General features: G+C 42.1%; 19 protein-coding genes. 1 reads left to right on the top strand and 18 read right to left on the bottom strand.

Annotated features, from left to right (window positions below):
* Positions 1-12: 12 nt before the first annotated feature.
* From HMPREF0868_RS02840 to pfkA, 3 genes are all read right to left on the bottom strand, one after another.
* Complete coding sequence (locus HMPREF0868_RS02840) at positions 13-2589, bottom strand: endonuclease MutS2 (RefSeq protein WP_198300179.1); 2577 nt, start codon at positions 2587-2589, stop codon at positions 13-15.
* 97 nt (positions 2590-2686) lie between these two features.
* Positions 2687-3241, bottom strand: a complete 555-nt coding sequence (locus HMPREF0868_RS02835; RefSeq protein ID WP_012993188.1) for a CDP-alcohol phosphatidyltransferase family protein — start codon at positions 3239-3241, stop codon at positions 2687-2689.
* Positions 3242-3259: 18 nt separating this feature from the next.
* Entirely contained in the window at positions 3260-4255 is a 996-nt protein-coding gene (pfkA, locus tag HMPREF0868_RS02830; protein ID WP_012993187.1) for a 6-phosphofructokinase, read from the bottom strand.
* Positions 4256-4487: 232 nt separating this feature from the next.
* Between pfkA and HMPREF0868_RS02825 the strand changes: the two genes are divergently transcribed.
* The gene (locus tag HMPREF0868_RS02825) at positions 4488-5102 is read left to right on the top strand and encodes a GntR family transcriptional regulator (protein WP_012993186.1); all 615 of its coding nucleotides are present in this window, start codon (positions 4488-4490) and stop codon (positions 5100-5102) included.
* Positions 5103-5251: 149 nt separating this feature from the next.
* On the opposite strand, the gene HMPREF0868_RS02820 is transcribed toward HMPREF0868_RS02825, so the two are convergent.
* The 15 genes from HMPREF0868_RS02820 to pknB form a co-directional block, all read right to left on the bottom strand.
* Positions 5252-6262, bottom strand: coding sequence for a uroporphyrinogen decarboxylase family protein (locus HMPREF0868_RS02820; protein WP_012993185.1), 1011 nt, complete (start codon positions 6260-6262; stop codon positions 5252-5254).
* A 25-nt stretch (positions 6263-6287) separates the two neighbouring features.
* Positions 6288-7307: a uroporphyrinogen decarboxylase family protein gene (locus tag HMPREF0868_RS02815; protein ID WP_034574643.1), complete on the bottom strand. Its 1020-nt coding sequence runs from the start codon at positions 7305-7307 to the stop codon at positions 6288-6290.
* A gap of 1 nt (position 7308) precedes the next feature.
* Positions 7309-7959, bottom strand: a complete 651-nt coding sequence (gene dhaL, locus HMPREF0868_RS02810) for a dihydroxyacetone kinase subunit DhaL (RefSeq protein WP_012993183.1) — start codon at positions 7957-7959, stop codon at positions 7309-7311.
* On the bottom strand, positions 7960-8946 hold the full coding sequence (gene dhaK, locus HMPREF0868_RS02805) for a dihydroxyacetone kinase subunit DhaK (RefSeq protein WP_012993182.1): 987 nt from the start codon (positions 8944-8946) through the stop codon (positions 7960-7962).
* 8 nt (positions 8947-8954) lie between these two features.
* Positions 8955-9659, bottom strand: a complete 705-nt coding sequence (locus tag HMPREF0868_RS02800) for an ABC transporter ATP-binding protein (protein ID WP_012993181.1) — start codon at positions 9657-9659, stop codon at positions 8955-8957.
* On the bottom strand, positions 9652-10425 hold the full coding sequence (locus tag HMPREF0868_RS02795; protein ID WP_012993180.1) for an ABC transporter ATP-binding protein: 774 nt from the start codon (positions 10423-10425) through the stop codon (positions 9652-9654). The genes HMPREF0868_RS02800 and HMPREF0868_RS02795 overlap by 8 nt, the downstream gene beginning before the upstream one ends.
* The gene (locus tag HMPREF0868_RS02790; protein ID WP_012993179.1) at positions 10422-11441 is read right to left on the bottom strand and encodes a branched-chain amino acid ABC transporter permease; all 1020 of its coding nucleotides are present in this window, start codon (positions 11439-11441) and stop codon (positions 10422-10424) included. The genes HMPREF0868_RS02795 and HMPREF0868_RS02790 overlap by 4 nt, the downstream gene beginning before the upstream one ends.
* Positions 11438-12313, bottom strand: coding sequence for a branched-chain amino acid ABC transporter permease (locus tag HMPREF0868_RS02785; protein WP_012993178.1), 876 nt, complete (start codon positions 12311-12313; stop codon positions 11438-11440). Before HMPREF0868_RS02785 ends, HMPREF0868_RS02790 begins: the two co-directional genes overlap by 4 nt.
* 11 nt (positions 12314-12324) lie before the next feature.
* On the bottom strand, positions 12325-13482 hold the full coding sequence (locus HMPREF0868_RS02780; protein WP_012993177.1) for an ABC transporter substrate-binding protein: 1158 nt from the start codon (positions 13480-13482) through the stop codon (positions 12325-12327).
* 436 nt (positions 13483-13918) lie between these two features.
* On the bottom strand, positions 13919-14593 hold the full coding sequence (locus HMPREF0868_RS02775; protein WP_012993176.1) for a TIGR00266 family protein: 675 nt from the start codon (positions 14591-14593) through the stop codon (positions 13919-13921).
* 108 nt (positions 14594-14701) lie between these two features.
* A complete protein-coding gene (locus HMPREF0868_RS02770; RefSeq protein ID WP_157667966.1) occupies positions 14702-16162 on the bottom strand; it encodes a murein hydrolase activator EnvC family protein in 1461 nt (486 codons plus the stop codon).
* 45 nt (positions 16163-16207) lie between these two features.
* Positions 16208-16918 (bottom strand): thiamine diphosphokinase, encoded by a 711-nt coding sequence (locus tag HMPREF0868_RS07855; RefSeq protein ID WP_049778996.1) that lies wholly within the window; start codon positions 16916-16918, stop codon positions 16208-16210.
* 4 nt (positions 16919-16922) lie between these two features.
* A complete protein-coding gene (gene rpe / locus HMPREF0868_RS02760; protein WP_012993173.1) occupies positions 16923-17645 on the bottom strand; it encodes a ribulose-phosphate 3-epimerase in 723 nt (240 codons plus the stop codon).
* A gap of 120 nt (positions 17646-17765) precedes the next feature.
* The gene (gene rsgA / locus HMPREF0868_RS02755; protein ID WP_012993172.1) at positions 17766-18818 is read right to left on the bottom strand and encodes a ribosome small subunit-dependent GTPase A; all 1053 of its coding nucleotides are present in this window, start codon (positions 18816-18818) and stop codon (positions 17766-17768) included.
* Between the two features lie 6 nt (positions 18819-18824).
* Positions 18825-20627, bottom strand: coding sequence for a Stk1 family PASTA domain-containing Ser/Thr kinase (gene pknB / locus HMPREF0868_RS02750; RefSeq protein ID WP_012993171.1), 1803 nt, complete (start codon positions 20625-20627; stop codon positions 18825-18827).
* Positions 20628-20630 lie beyond the last annotated feature (3 nt).

Genomic DNA, 20630 nt, shown 5'->3' with positions numbered 1-20630 from the left:
TTCATGTCAGGCTCACTTGAGCTCTGCTATTGTTACCCCGCTGTCGCCCTCGCCGTATCCTGCTAGGCGGAAACCTTTCACTCTTCGGTCGCGGCGCAAAAAATCTTGTACCGCCTTACGTAAGGCTCCGGTTCCCTTGCCATGAACAATCCTGATTTCGTGAACCCCTGCCATGACCGAATTATCGATGTGCCGATCCAAAAGCTCGATGGCATCCAATGTCGTTTCCCCCAAAAGCATCAATTCCAAAGGCAAAGCTGTTTTTCCGGCTCCATTCGATCTATCCGAAGGCCTAGGGCTTGATTTGTCTTTGAAAGCAGCGGAATTTCTCTGCTTATGACGATAAAATTCAGACTTATCAGCCAAACTCATATTTGTACTCGCAGTCGGTGCTGCGCTCACATCTTGTAAAGTAGCTGCTTTAACCGTAATTTGTACAGTGCCGGAGCTGAGCTTACAACGGCCCTTGTTGTCCGGCAAAGTCATCAATTTACCGATTAAATCCAAAGTTGGCGCGTAGTACTGTTCCCCGACTTTAAGCTGCAGTGCCCGTCCGGCTGGGTCGACATCAGCCTGGATGCCGGCTAAAGTTTCCGCACCAATCTCATTTTCAATCGCATGATAATTTGCTCCAGCCTCGCTTCGCAACTTGGCTGTACGCTTGAGCAAAGAGCGGCGTTCGGCTTCATCTAAATAATCAGACAACTCCCGAATTAAACGATCAATCTCCCGTAGACCTTCCCCATATTTGTCTCTGGCCTTTTCCCTTTCTTCCGCCGCAATTGCGCGTTGACGGTTGCGCAGCTGATCGCTCAAAGTCTCGGCTTCCCGTTTAGCAGCGGCAGCGGCAGCACTGTCACGCGCGGCAGAGGCCAACGCTGCTTCCGCTTTGATTTTGGCCGCGGTCAAATCTTGCATAATATTTTCCAAGTTTTGCTCATCTTCTGATAAGAGAGCTTTAGCTTTGGCTATTATTTGCGGATCAAGCCCGAGTCTAGCACTGATCGTAAACGCGTGGCTCACCCCGACTGCGCCCATGAGGATTCGATAAGTCGGTTGCAACGTATCCGGATCCAACTCACAGCAAGCATTCTCTACACCCTCAGTAGATAACGCATAGAGTTTCAATTCACGGTAATGAGTGGTGGCCAGAGTAATTGCACCTTTTTCCCGCCAAGTAGTAAGAATGGCCTGGGCCAAGGCGGCGCCTTCCAACGGATCGGTGCCCGAACCCATCTCGTCTGACAAAATCAAGGTACCTGGGCCGGCTTGCTCCGTCATATAGATCAGCTGACGCATATGTGAAGAAAAAGTTGAAAGATTGTTTTCGATACTTTGCGCGTCACCGATATCAACCGTTATATTTTGGCAAATTGCTATTTCGCTCTGTTCCGATGCCGGTATATGCAAACCCGACTGTGCCATTAAAGTCAACAAACCACACGTCTTCAGGGCAACAGTCTTTCCTCCAGTATTAGGCCCAGTTATAAGTAAAGTTTTAATTTTGTCGCCTAAGGCCAAGCTTATCGGAACAGCTTTTTTTAGCGGCAAAAGTGGATGCCTTGCATTTAAAAGTCTTATTTTGCCCACGGTATTGAGTTTGGGCGGATGCGCTTCAAGTTTTATGGCATACCTAGCTTTGGCGGTAATAAAGTCAAGTTTCGCTAAAATATTCTGGTTCAAGTTTAACGTATCTGCCATTGCAACTACCTCAGATGTCAGAACGGCTAAAATACGATTAATTTCCTCTTGTTCGGCTGCCTCCAGCTCCCGAATTTTATTATTCGCTTCTACTACTTCTAACGGTTCGACAAATAGGGTATGGCCTGATGCCGATGTATCATGAACTATGCCGGTCAGATTGGTGCGATAGACATCCTGCACCGGTAAAACATAACGATTACCGCGCATCGTAATCAATTGTTCCTGCAGATGTTTGGCATGGATCTTCATCAATTTTTCTAAAATTTGCCGCACGCTGTCTTGTGCTCGACGCAGCTGCTGACGAATCTGAGCCAAGGCTGGACTGGCCGCATCGGCGACCTCATCTTCACTGATGATGGCTTTGCTGAGCCTTTGTTGCAGAGAATGAATCGGCTGCAAGGCCTTCATTAAACAATTATATGAATTATCCTGTAGCTTTATGTCACTTATCGCAAAGCCACGAACTCGCTCAACCGCTCTTAAAAAAGAATCAACCAACAAAAGTTGACGGCAAGTCATCGCCGCTCCGGTGCGACTGCGTTGTAAATACGGGGTCAGATCGTGCACCCCGTAAATCGGTGGGGTGGTTTTTTGTAGAATCACTTGGACTCCGTCAGCTGTTTCGGTTTGCCAAACCGCAATCTCCTCCAAATCAGTGCCGGGGCTGAGCTCGGCCACCAATTTTTTGCCCAATTCAGAGAACGAAAGTTCAGTCAACTGCTGAATTATCTTGGCATACTCCAAAACTTCCAAAGTTTTGCTGTCCATAACCACCTCATAAAATTTTACAGGATTTGCCCTAGGCACAACTGAACACAACTGTGCCGCGACTGAGGCTCGACTGAGCTGTGACTGAGCCACGACAAACTTAATCCATTTTATCAACACGCCACCGGCCTACGACGGCAAATACCAGCCTGCGGCTCCGCTCAATCGTTCAAACGTTACCGCCCCCCAATCGGCTGTTTGAGCATTCAACCATTCAGCTGTCTTTGGCGCGATGCCGCCAAATACTGTCTAGATAAAAAAAAGCATATTTAACTAAAGCCAACGCCGACGCAGCTATTGGGACAACGAAAATATAATTAGACAAATACGATTTTTCATGCGGCAGAAAAAACAACGAAGCGAAGGCAGCAGCAAATAAAACCGTAGCCAACTTACCAAACCATTGTGAATTGACAACGGTACGCCGATGCCACAAAATCGCCCCACCTACAATCATGACGACTTCTTTGGCGAACATAAAAATCGGAACCCATAGCGGCAACTTGCCGACCACAAACATCATCGTCGCCGTGGTTAGCTGAAAAAGCTTATCAACTAAAGGGTCCAGTACCTTACCCAAATCAGAAACTTGGTTAAAATGTCGCGCGACATAACCATCTATACAGTCGGTCAGCCAAATAGCGGCAAAAATGACAAACGTATAGTAACGGTTATAATCCGAATAAATACACCAAGCCATCACAGGTATGGCCAAAAGCCTCAGTGTCGTCAAAATGTTAGGTACGGTTAGTTGTTTTTTCCAAGTCATTAATCTGTACAACCAGCCTTACAAAGCAATACTTTCAGCGTAAGCCAAAACTTTTTCATCCAAATTCTTAGTGATTGCCAAAGCTTCAAATATATCTAAATCATCAACTCGACCATTGCGCTCAACAATTACTCGATTGAGTCTGTTTTGGTTAATGCATTCTACAGCACGAACACCCATCAAACTAGCCGTCAAACGATCTCTTACCGTTGGACTGCCGCCGCGTTGCAAATGGCCGAGCACTGTAGCGCGGGAAGAAATACCGGTCTTTTCTTCAATCTTTTTGGCAATGTCAACTGCACTTCCGGCTCCTTCGGCAACAACTACGACATAGTGATTTTTTCCTGCATTACGGCACTCCAACAGACGTTTAATCACGACTTGATCGAATTCGCCGGGATCCTCAGGCAAAAGTACCACTTCCGCGCCGCAGCAAATGCCGACGTTAAGAGCGATGTAACCGGCGTGGCGCCCCATTACTTCAATGACAGAGCAACGTTCATGGGAAGATGCGGTGTCTTTCAAACGGTCAATACATTCCATGGCCGTATTCATAGCAGTATCGTAGCCAATTGTGTATTCCGTACAACCGATGTCGTTATCGATTGTGCCCGGAATGCCGATAACTGGCAAACCTTCCTTGGCCAAATTCTCAGCCCCACGGAAAGACCCGTCACCGCCGATTACCACCAAGCAGTCAATTTTAAAAACTTTAGACATCGATACGGCTTGCGCCAGCCCCTCGGGAGTCATGAAAGATTTGCTGCGAGCTGTCATCAAAAACGTTCCACCCTTTTGTAGCTTTTCCGAAACGTCATGTTTGGTCAATTCCATTATTTCGCCACGGCAAAGACCGTGATAACCGCGATTTATGCCCAAAACCTGATAGCCTTGATGTATGCCGTAACGTACAACAGCCCTTATCGCCGCATTCATACCTGGCGCATCTCCGCCACTTGTCAGAACACCGATTGTCTTAGTTTCTCTTTCCGAGAATTCTGTTCCTTCAGCCATATTGAATCTTCCTTTCATGTATTTAATGTCGACTGCTTAATCTAGTCCTAGACTTGCATTATAAAGGAAACAGCCGCGATAATCAATTAAAGTAGTATTTAATGCATTCTATTTTGCATTGAAAAAATATTGTAGATCTGTACGATCTCACTGTTTTGTTCATTTTCCTTGAATTTGCGTTAACAATATAATAACATCTAATGGTACAAATAAAAAAACTACAGGGAATAAAATGTCATCAACAATTAGTGATAAAATATATAAAGATATCGTGAAATCCATAGTTGAAGGAGAAATAAATCAGGCTACTCTTTTGACAGAAAGAGGATTGGTTGAGAAATATAAAGTTAGTAAATCACCGGTTCGTGAAGCCTTAGTTAAGTTATGCAACCAACAAATCCTCCTAAGTTTGCCGCGCTACGGCTACCGTGTTTATTTAACAGATCGCAAGTATTTGTTGAGTATAATTCATTTTCGCCTACAAATAGAAACAAGCTATTTAGAAGAAAATTTTGATATATTCACTTCTCAGGACTATAAACGAATCCGTCAAACAATTATTCCTCTGGATAAAACCGCAATAAAAACGCCTATGGAATATTGGCAAAAAACCAGTGAATTTCATCTGGCTTTGGCCAAAACTTATCAGGATCCTTTTATGCTGGATTCACTTCGGTCTATTTTAGAAAAGCAGTTGATAACATTCTCAAATTTATATTGGAATAACTGGACAGAAATATCTGATCGAAAGTTTGTTGATCAACACAGCGATATTCTAAATGCAATTGAAGAACGCAACTTGGAAAAAGCACTTTATTATTTGCGTCTGGATATTAATTCATTTTAAACTATACGTTATCTACGCTAATATTTCACTTGTGTTGCTATAAAATCAGCTATATAACCACGTAATGATAGTATAACAAAGGCATTGGGGAAAACGAGCGTGCTTTACAACAGGTTTTTAAGTTGTAATTACACGCTCGTTCTGTTTACCTAATGTTCGCTGACATACTCTTGAGCTATTTTCCGAATATACTCCAAACGATTTTTGTCTATATCAGCACTAATAGTGCAGTCTGCCCCTAAAATAACTCCGTCCGTTCCGGCTGAATCCAACAACTCATAAACATATTTTTTCAGATCATCATAGCTTCCAGAATACAATATTGATCCCTGGCTATTATCAAAACCGCCCAACACCATATTGTGTTCCAAAATTTCTTTTCCTTCTTTGAGTGAAACATGTTCAGAGTGAGTGGCCCAGTTAAAGATTTTAGCAGGATAATCACGATATAGTCTAAGATCGTTGGTATAATTACCATAGCCGCAAATATGCAAAATTATGTTATCGGTATACTTCAGTATTTTGTCCAAAATCAGTAAATCGAGCGGACGCACATACTTATCATGAAAGTCTTTACCCAAACTTTTATCCTGTAAGGACTGAACGCTGTAGTAAATACCGTCAACCTTTGTTTCTGAAAAAAGTTTGTCTATCAAAACCGACACATCTGCCGCAATTTCTCTGCCTGCCGCTTCCATTGCTTCAGGATCGGAACGAAAAAGGCGACAAAACTTTTCCATGTCTTCATCATATTCCTCAAATTTTAGGCGAATATATTGCAATGGAGAAAAAATATTATAATAAGTAAAAGCTTCTCCATTAACAAAATTGGTGATTTCACTTACGTATTCAACCTGCTTTACAATCCATGGATGATTCTCGCCACATCTTGAAATTCTTTTCACATCATCTGTAGTAGAGATCAGTCCTTCGGTCATCGCAGGATGCCCGAAAAAGCCGTCAGACATAATTTTAACGAGGTCAGGTTTCATATCCAGATAAGCTTTTTTTTGCCCTGCTATAACCCGAGGCAGAACTGTAGGATCTGTTAAACCACAGTGATGATCGTGAAATGATACAAAATGATACCAAAATGACACCGGGACTCTGTCTAACTTGCCTCCATCCAAATATCTTGTCATTAATTCTTTTCTATCCATGTTATCCTCCTCTTTAATATTCCCTTTATCCTTTGAAATACTCCTGTGCAAATTCATGACAACAATCACGAATAAATCTCAGTCTCGTATCATCAATATCGTTTGGAACTGAACAATCAGCTCCCATGATATAGTCTTTAAATCCATTATTTTTGATCAACCTTAGCGCAAAATCTCTTAACTCTTCTTTATCACCACAATCAATAAGTGAATCAGGAGTATTCGGGAATCCGCCTAAAACAGCTTCAGCTTTGAAAAATTTTCTTCCTTCATCCAAACTAACTTTATCTGTACTGACCGACCAATTAAATACCTTAGCTTTGTAGTCTTTGTAATAAGCGAAATTATTTACACTACCTGCATAACCACAAATATGTAGTATATTGCTGTTGCTTATTGAATTAGCCAATTCTAATACAGGAAGTTCAATTGGCTTAATAATTTCCGCATACATTGATTCGTCATATAATTTACTTTGAATGTTTTGTACACAATAGTAAATACCATCTATTCCAGCTTCATGAAATAATCTTTTTACTAAAGACATAACATCTTTTTGCATTTCTTTTCCTGCTTCAAGCATTTCTCTGGGATACTTTTCCGCAAGTTCAACAAATCGCCTATAATCCAAATCTAAAAAATCAAAACGTATACGCAACATCTGCAAAGGTGAAAAAATGTTATAAAAGCAATATACTTCATCATGGAATGCGTCAACTAAACGTTTCACATGTTCGACTTGTCGCTCTATCCATGGATGATCTGGCCCAAGTGCTTTTATACTCAGTAAATCTTCCTTATCTTCGAAACGCTTGCCCATAATCGGAGGATAACCAAAAAAACCTTCATTCATCAATTTCATAATATCCGGCTGTACTGTATTGAAATATTTCAAATGGCCTTGATATGCCTTTTCTAGAACATCCGGACGTTCCAATCCTGCGAATTGATCAGCTCCAAGGATAAAGTGATGCCAAAAACCGCACGGTACACGAGGTACCTCTTCATGATTAAGCAAGCGATCTAAAAGTTCTCTTCTGTTCATATTATTCAGCTTTAATCTCCTTCGAAATTACGTCACACAATACGCCTATCTGATATGACATGGTTACTGCACCAGGATCCAAATGGCCTACACCCTTGTTTTTTTGATAACTTGCTCTACCTTTAACCGCTTCCATTCCTTTTGTTGCTTCAGCTCCATCTGCCGCAACTTGTTTAATTTCAGAAAAAATTGATTCAATATTTTCCTTGTTGACTAGACCTAGCTTAAATCTTTCTACTGCCGGTGCTAAAGCATCAATCATAGTTTTCATCCCAGGTTTCGCTTTACCTCGTTCTTGAATATCTGTAAGCATAGCATTTAAAACATCGCATAACTCGGCTAAACTCAATTCATTTTTGCCGGCAACAACCTTTGATGCTGCAATATATGCTCCGCCATACAAAACACCTGAAGAACCACCAATAACCGACATCATTGTCATACCAACTTTCTTCAGCAACTGATCCATCGGCATATCGGCAAGTTCGAATTTCATTTCCGCCAATCTATGAAAGCCCATGTCCATATTGCTCCAATGATCTCCATCTCCAGTTGCTGAATCCAATTCAGTTATATAGTCACCCTTATCATGAATATATTGATAGGCTTCAGCTAAATATTCCGCGTAAATTTTACCTGTAATTTTCATCATTTAACCTCTCTTCAAAGCTGCGGTATCACAAGGTGCCGCCAACAGTTCTTCCAATTCATCATTTAACTTAAGCAAAGAAACTGAACATCCGCCCATATCCAAAGCTGTCATATAGTTCCCGACTAGTGTATCAACCACGTTTATTTCTTTTTTTACCAGATATTCAGTAATATCTTTGTTAAGAATTAATAGCTCCATCAAAGGCGTTGCGCCCAATCCATTAACTAATAATGCAACTCTAGATTTTTCAAAATTGTAGTCTGCCAAAATTTTATCAAGCAAAGTTTTAGCCAATTCTTTGCTATTTGCCATTTTGGTTTTTTCAATTCCAGGCTCGCCATGGATGCCCATACCGATTTCACATTCATCATCATTTAATGAAAAACCAGGATGTCCTACTGCTGGCAATGTACAAGGTGAAATTGCCATCCCCATGGAACGCACATTCGCTATAGCCATCTCAGCTGATTTTTTCACCTCTGCTAAAGTTGCTCCAGTTGCTGCCTTTGCACCTGCTATTTTGTGTACAAATATCGTCCCTGCAATTCCTCTCCTGCCAGTGGAATATGTACTTTCCTCTACTGCAACATCATCACGTACAACAACATGATCAACTTCAATATTTTCCATTTTTGCCAATTCTTCAGCCAATTCAAAGTTCATTATATCCCCTGAGTAGTTCTTGATTATAAGAAGCACACCTTTGCCTGAATCAGCTCTCCTAATTCCTTCTAGAATTCTGTCAGGACTCGGTGAAGAAAATACATTGCCTGCAACAGCTGCATCAAGCATTCCACGACCGACATATCCAGCATGAGCTGGCTCATGTCCAGAACCACCCCCAGAGACAACACCGACGTTTCCGCTTTTTTGTTTATTGCATATAACTTCCGCTCCCGGAACATACTCCAATTGTGGGTTAGCTAAAGCTAGCCCGATCAAAGCTTCAGATACGACGTCATCCGGACAATTAATTATTTTTTTCATAGACCCTCCTATATTCCTAAATAAACTTTTCTTATTCGTTCATCATGTGCCACTACATCTGCTTTACCACTCATAGAAATTCGACCATTTTCTAGAACATATGCTCTATCAGATATCTTCAAAGCCATATTTGCATTTTGTTCAATTAACATTATTGTTAAACCCGCTTTAGCAATTTTTTGGATAAGCTCGAAAATTTGTAGAACTATGTTTGGAGCAAGACCGAGTGACGGCTCATCTAACAACAGTAATGTCGGCTCGTTCATCAGCGCCCTTCCAATTGCAAGCATCTGTTGTTCACCTCCAGACAGTGTGCCTGCTTGTTGCTTTACACGTTCTTTCAAGCGGGGAAAAAGTTCATAACACCTTTCAAATTGTTTCTTTATTTTTATCTTGTTCTTTACAGTGAAAGCACCAAGCCGCAGATTTTCTTCAACTGTTAACGCTGGAAAAACCTCACGCCCTTCGGGCGAAAGACTTATGCCTCTTTTTAATATTTTATGAGGCTCGATTTTTTCAATATGTTCACCCTTAAATTCAATTGTTCCTGAAGCAGCTTTCACAGTACCTGCAACTGTATTTACCAAAGTAGACTTACCTGCCCCATTCGCTCCAACAAGTGAAACTATCTCACCTGCATTAACATCTATATCGATATCTTTAAGAGCATGAATTGCTCCATAATAAGTGTTTAAACCTCTTATTTTAAGCATAGACTTCACCCCCAAGATATGCACTGATTACCTTCTTATCAGTTGAAACTTGTTTAGCATTTCCTTCGGCAATCAAACACCCGTTTTCCAAAACATATAAATAATCTGAAACATTCATTACCACTTGCATATCATGTTCAATCAAAACTACAGTGATGCCCAATGATTTCAATTTCCTTATAAATGCTAACAGTTCTGCCGACTCTTGGGGATTCATGCCAGCTGCAGGCTCATCCAGTAATAGCACTCTTGCACCCGTTGCTAAAGCTCTGGCTATTTCAACTTTTCTTTGATCGCCATATGGCAAAGATCCGGCATATTCATCTTTTTTGTTATATAGATTCAATTCATACAACAATTCCAAACATTTCTTGATATTATCAGCTTCTATATGCCTAAACTTCTTACTTTTCAAAGTTGACTGAAACAACCTGTAATCAGTATGAATATGTGTTCCGGTCAGTACATTTTCCAAAACACGCATATCTGAAAAAAGTCTTATGTTTTGAAAAGTACGCGACAAGCCTTGACGTACAATCTCTTGAGGACGTAGCCGATGAATTTCATTTCCTTCAAAAACTATTTTTCCGGTTTGTGTACGGTAGACACCTGTAAGCAAATTAAAAACCGTTGTTTTCCCTGCTCCGTTAGGTCCGATCAAACTGACAATTTGTCCTTTTTCAACTTTGAAGCTTAAATTAGTCACGGCTTTAATACCGCCGAATGCTATTGAAATACTTTGCACATCTAATACTGCTTCTTTCATTGTAGTTTCTCCCTTGTTTGCCTTTGCATAAAAATATTTTCTATATCTTTTCCAATAGGATAAGGTTTTTTAGAACGCCAGCCTAAAATTCCTTGCGGCCGGAAACGCATCATAATCACTAATATGAGTCCATAAAGGACAAATCTGTAGTCCAACAATGAACGGGAAATCTCAGGCAACAAAATTAAAATAAACGAACCAACATACATACCACGTATAGTTCCCATGCCACCCAGAATAACAATACTTAAAATCAAAGTAGAAACATCAAAAGTAAATGTATTTTGATCAATGTAACCAAGCTGAATAGAATACAAGCTACCGGCAAGTGCGCAAATTACAGCTGCTAGAATGAACGCAATCACCTTATAATATGTAACTTCAATTCCCATCATTACACCTGCTGTTTCATCTCCTTTGACAGCTCTAAAGGCTCTTCCCATCTTACTGTTTACCAAACGATGGCAAAACAAAGTAACCAATAATAGACAAATTAAAGTCAAAATATAAAGTCCACCGTTGTAAATGGAAAATTTAAGACCTAGAATCTTAGGTATCGGTATGTTTCTTATGCCCAACGGACCGTTAGTAACCGGCTGCCATACAATTATTATCGTCCTAATTATTTCTCCAAAACCCAGCGTGATAATCGATAAATAAGTGCCGGTTAACCTCAAGCTTGGTAATCCTACAACTAATCCAAAAACAGCAGCTACTAACAAACTTAACAACAATGCTGGAAAAAAGTTAAAGCTATAAGTCTTTGTAAGTATAGTTGTTACGTATGCCCCTATAGCTACAAATCCAGCCTGCCCTAACGATACTAACCCGGTATAGCCTACCAAAATATTCAGGCCAAGTGCCATCATAGTGTAAATTAACATTTTTACTGCTAAATTCATAACGTACGAATTATTGACATAGAACGGGAACGCTAATGCCAGCAAAATTATCATTATCAAAATCAGCTTTAAACGCAACGGGGTAAAAAAGCTCTTAATAATATTGGTATTCATACTTTCTTAATTCCTTTCCGCCCGAAGAAACCGTTAGGCTTGATGACTAAAACTACAATGAGAATAATGAAAGCCATACTGTCTCTAAATTCAGAACCAAGTGCCGTTGCCGCTACAGATTCACTAACACCAACAATAAGACCGCCAAGCAGTGATCCAGGTAAACTACCGATTCCGCCCAATACTGCAGCAGAAAAAGCTTTTAGACCAGCGGTATATCCCATGTTGGGATATACCATTCCGTAATAACTGCTTACAAGTGCCCCTGCGATGGCAGCAGAAACTCCACCCAAGAAAAAGGTAAATGATATGACAAAATTAACATTGATTCCCATAAGTCCAGCCGCTTTAATATTCTGTTCACACGCCCGCATTGCCAATCCGATGCGAGTAAAATGTACTACACCCACCAGTAAAAGCATCAAAGCCAATGAAATACAAAACATATATAACTGGACATACGTTACCTGTATTCCCCCAGCTGTTAAATATTCGGTTGGGAAGAGAACAGGGAATGGCTTTTTTTGACTACCAGCAAAAGCGATCAGCAAATTGGTTATAATACCCGAAATGCCTATAGTTGTTATAAGGGATGCTATATTAGCCGCTTTCCGCTTGCGCAACGGTTCCAATGATGTTTTGTCTACAATTACCCCAAGAATTCCGGTAATTAATGTGCCGATTAATATTGCTGGCACAATACCTATATTTGTTGCTAAAAGAAAGAGGATTGCATTAGCCCCGAAAGCATAAACTGATCCGTGTGAAAAATTTACTAAGCGAAGTATACCGAAAACCAAAGAGTATCCAACCGCAATTAATGCATAAGTCATACCCAAAGTTAACCCATTAAAGATCTGCTGCCAAAGCATATACGTCTCCTTTATTTAAGTAGACCGAATTGGCCATTTTCAATCACTACATAAGTGAATGCTTTTTCAACATCACCGTTTTTGTCAAACTTAGTGTGACCTGTAACGCCTTCATACTCCAGCTCCAAAACGGCATTTTTCACTTTTTCAGGATCTTGAGAACCTACCTTAGCAACCGCCTGCAAATAAACTCCGACTGAATCATATGCTTGTGCGGTTAAGGCACTTGGTTCATTACCATATTTCTCTTTAAAATCATGTACAAAAGTTTTTATATTTTCTTCGTTTGATTTAGAGAAGAAAATCACCGGGAAAGCCACCCCTTCTACACTTTTTCCTCCTAATTCCAACAAATATTGAGAATATGCGTTTGAAAAACCAACCAACTTTATATCGGGATCGACTTCCTTGTATTGTTTAGCAACCGGTGCTAATAAATTGTACATACCTACAGCTATTACCACTTCAGTTCCGGCTTCCTTAAGCTTAGTTATTGCTGGTCGATAATCATCTGATCCCTCAATAACTTCTTCATGAGCCACAACTTTGGAGCCGTCTTTTCTTTTTTCTATCAATTGCTTAACGATTGCAGCCGTACTTACACCCCAGTCAGTTTTTATAGAAATAATACCTACTCTTTTCTTATTAAATTTATCCACAGCAATATCTATACTTGCCGCAGCTTCCTTATTGATTATCGTGTTATTCCTGATGATATATTCCCCAATGCTTGAATAATCAGGATGCGATGCAGAAGGAGAAATTTCTAAAATCTTATTTTCATTGTAAAGAGGAGCCGCAGCCATACAAACTCCACTTGCAAAATGACCTATAACTGCCTTTATATCCTTGGCACTAACAATTTTGTTAGCCACCGATACGCCTTCTTCAGGTGAGTTCTTGTCATCAAACTTTTCAATTACTATTTTTTTGCCTAAAACTCCACCAGACTTGTTGAATTCTTCTGCCTTCATTTCTGCAGCTTGAACAAATCCAAGTCCATATTCCGCATTATCTCCAGTTAGCGGTCCAACCACAGCAATTTTGATAGACTCAGACCCTTGTGTTTGGGCTTGTTCTTTACCATCTTCCCCTTTATTACATGCAGTGACTGAAAGAACTATAGCGGTTGCCAATGTGGCGGCAATAATTTGTTTTCCTAATTTCATAACTTCCTCCTAAGGTTACCCTAAACGTTGACACATTAATGTCTCATCCTCTAAACAACTTTTTCTAATTTTAAAATAGATATTTAAGCCTTCCCCCTTCCAACTCATTGATTAATTTATCTAACACTGAATTTTTTAAACTATCTTAAGACTAATAATGTTACTGATATTATTTGTAGTATTATCAGCTGATGCATTTACTATAGCATATTGCTTATTTGATAGCAATAAACAGCCTTTATTTTCGTCATAATGCACAATTTATTGCCTTCAAATATGACATCGATCAAAAGAAATACATTTTAAGAAGAAAGAATTTTTTGGGGCTCGAATAGAAAAAAAAACGGCGCAACCGGATAGACCGGCCACGCCGAATTTTACAAATTGAGAATTTAAACTTTACGATAGGCTTCAAGGCCGAAGCTACCTATAGCCACTATTTAGTTTTTATGCAGCTAGAGATAAGTTTTGAAAAATCGGTAATGGAAGCAGATTGTAAAGCGACTTTACCGGGGCCGGTGACGACCGTATCGAACAGACCCTCGCCTCCGAACACGATATTTTTAAGCCCTGAAACCACCCTAACATCAATCTGGCAAGTTTCATCTATCATAGCAACTGCGCCGGTATCGCATACAATGCTTTCATTAGGAGCCAAATCGTATTCCTTTATATACCCATCAAGTTCAAGGAAAACCATACCAGGTCCAGTGATTTTCTGCATAATGAACCCCTCACCGCCAAAATAGCCGGAACCGATATTTTTCTGAAAAAACACTCTCAGACTTACTTGGTCTGTCGCGCAGAGAAAAGCCGATTTCTGGCACACGATGCTTTCTCCATTTCTTAGTTCACGAGCAATTATTTTGCCCGGAAAAGATGAGGCAAAAGCAATTTCACTTTCACTGAACGCCGTGTAACTGCTCAAAAAAAGGCTTTCACCTGATAGCATACGACCAAACATACCGCCTATTCCTCCATGTGACTCGGTTTCCGTGCGTATGTCCCCTCGCATCCAACGTCTGCCTCCGGCTTCACTTATTAATCTCTCACCTGGATTCAAATTAATTATAACAACCGGTAAGCTGCCTCCTTCAATTGAATACCTCATATTTCCCTCCTCTGTGAACTTAAGTATTAACCGCCAGTCTGTTTTATTATTTCACCGCCATACTCTTCGTCTGTCACCGCACTCGTAGATGACGGAAATAACACCTTATCATCTTAGATATTCCATTGGATCAACTGTATTGCGGAGTTGACGTCGTGGATTATTGGCATCATAGACTTCAAAATGCAAATGCGGACCAGTCGACATACCGGTGCTGCCACAATGGCCGATAACTTCACCAGCTTGCACCACTTGACCTACACTTACCGTCACATCCAAAAGATGCCAATATCCGCTGCCGAGTCCATTACCATGATTTATCTGAACATAATTTGCCTGAGGTGCATACATACTGCCTTGATACGGAGCGTTTGCCGTAACCACAACGCCTGTCCACGCTGCTACGACGGGAGCTCCGCCTGCATTCGGGCCTGATATGTCCGTACCGGTATGAAGATAGCCGTTGCCTGCGTCAAATGACATGTTGCGCCAACCGTAAGGTGATGATATTTCGGTAAAATTCGGCAAAGGCCAGACCGGCTTACCATGATAGCCAGGAAGTGAACCTCCGGCAAGGCTGTTGGCGGTTGCGCTGAGTGCAGGTGTGTTGTTACCGCCGATAATGAAACTGCCGTCATTACCGTTTTGAGGCGAACTTTGATTACCAATTTGATTACCAATTTGATTATTATTTTGGCGAGCCTGTTGCGCCTTTTTTGCCGCCTGCGCTTTCTGTTCCTCCAATTTGGCAATCTTGGCGGCCAAAGCCTTGCTGTTGGCAACGTACGTGGCCTGAGCGGCTTCCTGCTCAGCCAAGGTACGCGCAAGATCCTGTTCTTCCGTACCTCTCTGTTGTAAAACAGCACTGAGTTCATGGTTTTTGCCGGTCGCATCAACTATTCCCTGCTGTAAGTTTTCCAATTCTGCTTCTTTGTCTTTGAGGAAACCGACATACTCTTGCGCCGTCTTTTCGGCTAATTTTCCTGCTTCAGCGGCAACTTCCTCCGTGTGTTTCAGCTCGGTAATCATATTAGCATCAGTGGTTGCGATTGCCGAAATCATGCGAATATTACTGAAAAATCCAGACAAGCCGTGTGAATCAAGCAATATTTCCAACCAGCTGCGTTGACGATAATAGAACATTGCCGCCAAGCGCTTTTCATACTCATCCTGTTTATTGACTAAAGTCTGATGTGCTTTTTCTTGCTCCTGCAGCCTTTGTTTCAAGGTTTCCTGAGCATATTCCAACTGATTGGCAATTCTTTCTTTTTCAGCCATTGCTCCATCCTTGTCCGACTGCAATTTAGCCAATTCGTCTTTAAGCTTTTGGCTGCGATTTTTTAGTTCGGACAATTCCTGCCGTTTTACGGCCAATGCTTTTTTGTTACGCTTAATATCTTCGGTCATATCACGACCTGCAACCGTAGGAAGAGGCTGATTTTTACCTTGGTCAGTAGTGTTTTGCGCTGCAACCGGAAAGGCGTTAAAAACGTTGGTCAACATCAATCCTGCCGCTACAACAGTGAGAATCGTTTTTTTGAAATTCAAGCCAATTTTATTATTTTTCATATCAATATTTTCATCCATTAAATTTCATCAAAAGTAATGCACAACCTATTCATTAGGAATAACTGTTGTTTCCAAGCCGTCCGTATATAATACATATACGTCTAAACGACCCGAAGCCACCTGCACGTGAAAGCTCTGCGCAGTATGGCACGGACAATTACTTAGTGCAAATACATCTGTGCTCTTTATCGTAACACCACACAACGGGTATGCCAACCCACTACTTGTAACATTTTCAGCAAAATCCGGTGACAATAACGAAACGATGTCAGGCTTGCCAAGCAAATCGCGACTCCAATCTAGCCTCATTTCACTTTTGCCGGAGAGACGAAAAATAAAGGTTTTTCCGTCAGTTAAAATTACTTTAACGCCCAAGCTAGCGAGTCTTGTCGCCAATGCCATATTGCCTTGTTGATGATCCGGCCGATTTTCGCTCAAAGCCCCGATTAACCAAGCTTCATCGTTCGGCTGCCACTTGACCGCCTGTACCGCGATTTCGCCGTCGGTAAGATCTTTTGCTCGCGGAAAACGTAAACATGGTATATGCTTTTGCGTCAAGGTATTCTGCAAGGCCGGCGACAATGAGTCGAAATCCCCGAAGACACTTTCAGGCAGCAAGCCCATGGTCAAAGCGTGGACGGCACCACCATCAGCAGCATATATGGTTGCAGAACTTAAATTCCTCTCCTTTAGCATGAACTGCATTGCCCGGCTGAAAAAAAAGTTGCCGCTCAAGAAAATCAAATATTTGGCCATTGTGCTATTTACCGGAAGCCGCTTGGCAATCGACTGCAAAACTTTTCAATGGACAAAGGGCGGCAAATTCGCGCAAGACCTCGGTCGGATCCAAAGCTCCAAAAACCGCGCTGCCGGCAACCATTGCATCAGCTCCAGCCCTGTACACTGCGTCAATATTGGCAAGACCTATACCGCCGTCAACTTCAATGTGCACGTTCAAACCTTCCCTGTCGATCATACTACGCAAATTTTTTATCTTGCGCATTACCTGAGGGATGAACTTTTGGCCTCCAAAGCCAGGATTAACCGACATAAGAAGAACCAAATCTAAATCGGGCAAAATATCCGTCAATAGACTCACCGGGGTAGCTGGATTTAGAGCTACTCCAGCTGACATTCCGGCTGATTTTATTGCCTGCACGACACGATGTAAATGGGGGCAAGCTTCTAAATGTACAGTCATGCCGTCGGCCCCCGCAGCTGACAAGCCTTCTATATAGTCCATAGGATCAGTAACCATCAAATGGCAATCAAATGGCAGCTGGCTGTAGGCTCGAATCGCTTTTACTATCGGTACGCCAAACGTTAAATTAGGCACAAAATGGCCGTCCATTATATCTACATGGATCCAATGAGCAACTCCGTCCAGCTGCTGAATTACCGTTCCTAGCTTGGCGAAGTCAGCCGAAAGTATTGACGGGCAGAACTGAGCCTGTCCTCGGGTAATATTAAAACTCGGTAGCATATAGCTTCATTCCCCTTCCTTTATTTTTGCAAAATATTCCGTATGTACCACACAATTCACATAATTCATATAACTCGCACAATTCAAATAATCCAAATAATCCAGGAAACTGCCTGCCCCCTATAGTCTGGGCCGTAAACGATCTTTGCCATAAGCAGTCTTGTGGCTGAGCAAAAGGCGGCGAAAAAAACTATATCTGTCATAACGTGCCTTTAACATCGGTGTCTCAGTCACCAATCTCAGCACCTCGCACCCCGGTTCGTTTAAATGTCGACAACCGGCAAACCGGCAAATTTCGTTTGAATGCAGTTCTGGATAGGCCGGCAAAATTTGGTTTTCTTCCACCCCGATTTCAGCTAAATCCAAAGAAGAAAAGCCCGGCGTATCAGCTATATAACCGTTAAGGCATGGGAAAAATTCCACGTGCCGAGTTGTATGACGACCTCTGCCAAGCTTGCTGCTGACTTTTCCGGTAGACATTTTTTCTGCATCCAAAAGCTTATTAATTAATGTAGACTTGCCTACTCCAGATTGACCTGATAACGCAACCATGCGTCCCGCGATAAAGGGAAACAGCTTGTCACGGCAAGAGCTTTCGTAACCGCCTGCCCTTCCATTTTCGTAAGCACTTTCATCAGCTACCTTATCTTCGGTTGCTGAAATAACGCAGGTGAAGCCTGCCGCTTGATAAGCCTCTATTTCACGCTGCGTCGCTTCTCTGTCGGCAACTGGCAAACGATAAAACAAATCGCTTTTACTAAAATATATTATTGCTTTGAGCCCATTTAAGGCTGCTATAATCAGCATCTTATCAACGAAGTACCAGTCAGGTGCCGGGTCAGTCAAGGCAACAACAATAATTATACTGTCCAGATTAACCAGCGGTGGACGAATCATAATATTCTTTCTGGCCTCAACTGCATAAATGCTATACGGGCAATCCGGATCGCCCGACTCAACCAAGCTGACCCGATCTCCAGGGAGCAGGCGCAATTTGTTTTTGCGGAATATTCCCCGCGGTTTAGCCATGTAAAGCCTGGGTTCAGCGTCCTGAACCTCCTTCGGTCGGTCTTCTTGCCGGCAGTCTTCTTGTCGGCAACCAGTTTGCGGCCCTTCAGCAACCGTGTACAAACCGCCAACCGCTTTTACTACCGTGCCAGATACTTTCACCATACTACGTTACGGCTCCGGAATGCGATTGAAAAAATCATTCGAGCTCCCGCCGCTGTGGGAATCGTCCGATTCAGTCTCGCGGGCACGAGCCTTAGCTGCTTCCAACGTTACCGGAGTACCCTTAGCAACATCTACGGACGGTGCCGGATCCTGCCCGACTACGACGTAGTCATCTGCATCATCACTTTCGTCATAACCCTTGATATCGCCCAAACTCAGCCCTTCTTTTTCTAAGAGAGCCTCCGCGTCCTTTAACTTTAAGCCACTGAGTTTAGGGACGGTAATCAGTTTTTGTCCGCTACTTACGTAAAGTTTCACCGTATAACCCGGTTTTACTTTAGCATTCGGGCCAGGATCAGTTTTAATTATATGGTCCTGCGGAACTTTATCATCCGCTATCGATTCGATTTGAACGTTCAACTTTCTCTCGCCGCGCAGATAGTTCTCGACTTCAATAACGCTTCGGCCGGCATAGTCTTCCAACGCGAACTCACTGGTTCCCTTGCTTACAGTCAGTTGTAACGTATTCAAAGTTATCTGCTTAATCAATTTGCCTTCCGGCAGATTCTGTGCAATGATAACCCCTTCCGGCTTGGTATCAGAATATTCCTGCTTCGTGGAATAAGGCACTTTTAACCGATTAAGCTCATCACTTACCTCGTCAAAACGCCGATTGACATAATTGCCTAGCGGGGTGCCCCGTTCCTCCGACGAACCCGTTTTTAAATTATTTGCTAAGCCGCTCAAAGCGTAGACGAAAAAGGCGATAATTAAAGTTATGCACAACAAAGAAACCATTGCGACTATAATGGACTCTCGCCTTCTTTTTTTGCGGCGTTCATATATTGACCTCTCCAAATTGCGCACCTTGTTAAAAGCGTTGCCATTGGTGTAGCTGCTGGGCATAACGGTGGTCTTTTCCGCCTGTTTGGGATCCGGATGAACTATGCCGTAGGTTCCGCCGGGATTTTGTTGAAATCTTGCCAGTTCCTGCCCCAGTTCTTCCGCTGACTCATAGCGTTCGGTGGGCAATTTACGCATACATTTCATAATAATGTTGCTCAAACCAAGCGGCAAAGACGGATTTAACTTGATCGGCGGAACAGCCTCATTCTGCAGATGCATTATAGCAACCGCCACATTGGTGTCGCCGTCGAACGGCAGCTGGCCGGTAACCATTTCGTACATCATTATGCCTAAGGAATACAAATCACTTTTTGCGCCGACAATGCCACCGCGCGCCTGCTCCGGAGAGAAATAATGCACCGAACCCATTGCGCTGCCGCCAGATAAAGTTATCGTATTTGCCGTCGATGCACGAGCTATCCCGAAGTCGGTGACTAAAGCACGATGATCGCGGGTAATCATTATATTATGCGGTTTAATATCACGATGTACGATACCGTGGGCATGAGCATTTTGCAGAGCCGCCACCACTTGAAGGCAGATCGGCACTGCTACCCGCCAATCCAACTTACCGTATCGGTCGATCATTTCTTTTAATGTCATGCCCTCAACATATTGCATGACCATATAGCGGATCTCATTCTCCTCGCCGACGCCGTAAACTTTAACAATATTAGGGTGGCTCAAGCTTGATGCAGCTTTTGCTTCAATATCAAAACGATGCACCAATTCTTCATCGTCCAACAACTCAGGTTTCAATATTTTTACGGCTACACGAGCTTGATTTTGCATATCAGTTGCTAAATAGACATTAGCCATGCCGCCCTGCCCAATTAAGCGAATAATTTTAAATCTCTGCGCCAACTCCATACCGATTAAGTTGTCATTTTGATTTTTTTCCACTTT

It is taken from the genome of Mageeibacillus indolicus UPII9-5 (assembly GCF_000025225.2).
Lineage (GTDB): Bacteria > Bacillota > Clostridia > Saccharofermentanales > Fastidiosipilaceae > Mageeibacillus > Mageeibacillus indolicus.
This window is presented reverse-complemented; position numbering and strand designations above follow the sequence as displayed.

What these genes read in the sequence shown, in the direction of transcription:
- HMPREF0868_RS02775 (WP_012993176.1), bottom strand. Translation starts at nt 14,593, where the DNA reads ATGAGGTATTCAATTGAAGGAGGCAGCTTACCGGTTGTTATAATTAAT.
- HMPREF0868_RS02815 (WP_034574643.1), bottom strand. Translation starts at nt 7,307, where the DNA reads ATGAACAGAAGAGAACTTTTAGATCGCTTGCTTAATCATGAAGAGGTA.
- HMPREF0868_RS02800 (WP_012993181.1), bottom strand. Translation starts at nt 9,659, where the DNA reads ATGCTTAAAATAAGAGGTTTAAACACTTATTATGGAGCAATTCATGCT.
- rpe (WP_012993173.1), bottom strand. Translation starts at nt 17,645, where the DNA reads ATGCTACCGAGTTTTAATATTACCCGAGGACAGGCTCAGTTCTGCCCG.
- HMPREF0868_RS02820 (WP_012993185.1), bottom strand. Translation starts at nt 6,262, where the DNA reads ATGGATAGAAAAGAATTAATGACAAGATATTTGGATGGAGGCAAGTTA.
- HMPREF0868_RS02835 (WP_012993188.1), bottom strand. Translation starts at nt 3,241, where the DNA reads ATGACTTGGAAAAAACAACTAACCGTACCTAACATTTTGACGACACTG.
- HMPREF0868_RS02785 (WP_012993178.1), bottom strand. Translation starts at nt 12,313, where the DNA reads ATGCTTTGGCAGCAGATCTTTAATGGGTTAACTTTGGGTATGACTTAT.
- HMPREF0868_RS02825 (WP_012993186.1), top strand. Translation starts at nt 4,488, where the DNA reads ATGTCATCAACAATTAGTGATAAAATATATAAAGATATCGTGAAATCC.
- pfkA (WP_012993187.1), bottom strand. Translation starts at nt 4,255, where the DNA reads ATGGCTGAAGGAACAGAATTCTCGGAAAGAGAAACTAAGACAATCGGT.
- dhaK (WP_012993182.1), bottom strand. Translation starts at nt 8,946, where the DNA reads ATGAAAAAAATAATTAATTGTCCGGATGACGTCGTATCTGAAGCTTTG.
- rsgA (WP_012993172.1), bottom strand. Translation starts at nt 18,818, where the DNA reads ATGGTGAAAGTATCTGGCACGGTAGTAAAAGCGGTTGGCGGTTTGTAC.
- HMPREF0868_RS02790 (WP_012993179.1), bottom strand. Translation starts at nt 11,441, where the DNA reads ATGAATACCAATATTATTAAGAGCTTTTTTACCCCGTTGCGTTTAAAG.
- HMPREF0868_RS02780 (WP_012993177.1), bottom strand. Translation starts at nt 13,482, where the DNA reads ATGAAATTAGGAAAACAAATTATTGCCGCCACATTGGCAACCGCTATA.
- dhaL (WP_012993183.1), bottom strand. Translation starts at nt 7,959, where the DNA reads ATGATGAAAATTACAGGTAAAATTTACGCGGAATATTTAGCTGAAGCC.
- HMPREF0868_RS07855 (WP_049778996.1), bottom strand. Translation starts at nt 16,918, where the DNA reads ATGGCCAAATATTTGATTTTCTTGAGCGGCAACTTTTTTTTCAGCCGG.
- HMPREF0868_RS02770 (WP_157667966.1), bottom strand. Translation starts at nt 16,162, where the DNA reads ATGAAAAATAATAAAATTGGCTTGAATTTCAAAAAAACGATTCTCACT.
- HMPREF0868_RS02795 (WP_012993180.1), bottom strand. Translation starts at nt 10,425, where the DNA reads ATGAAAGAAGCAGTATTAGATGTGCAAAGTATTTCAATAGCATTCGGC.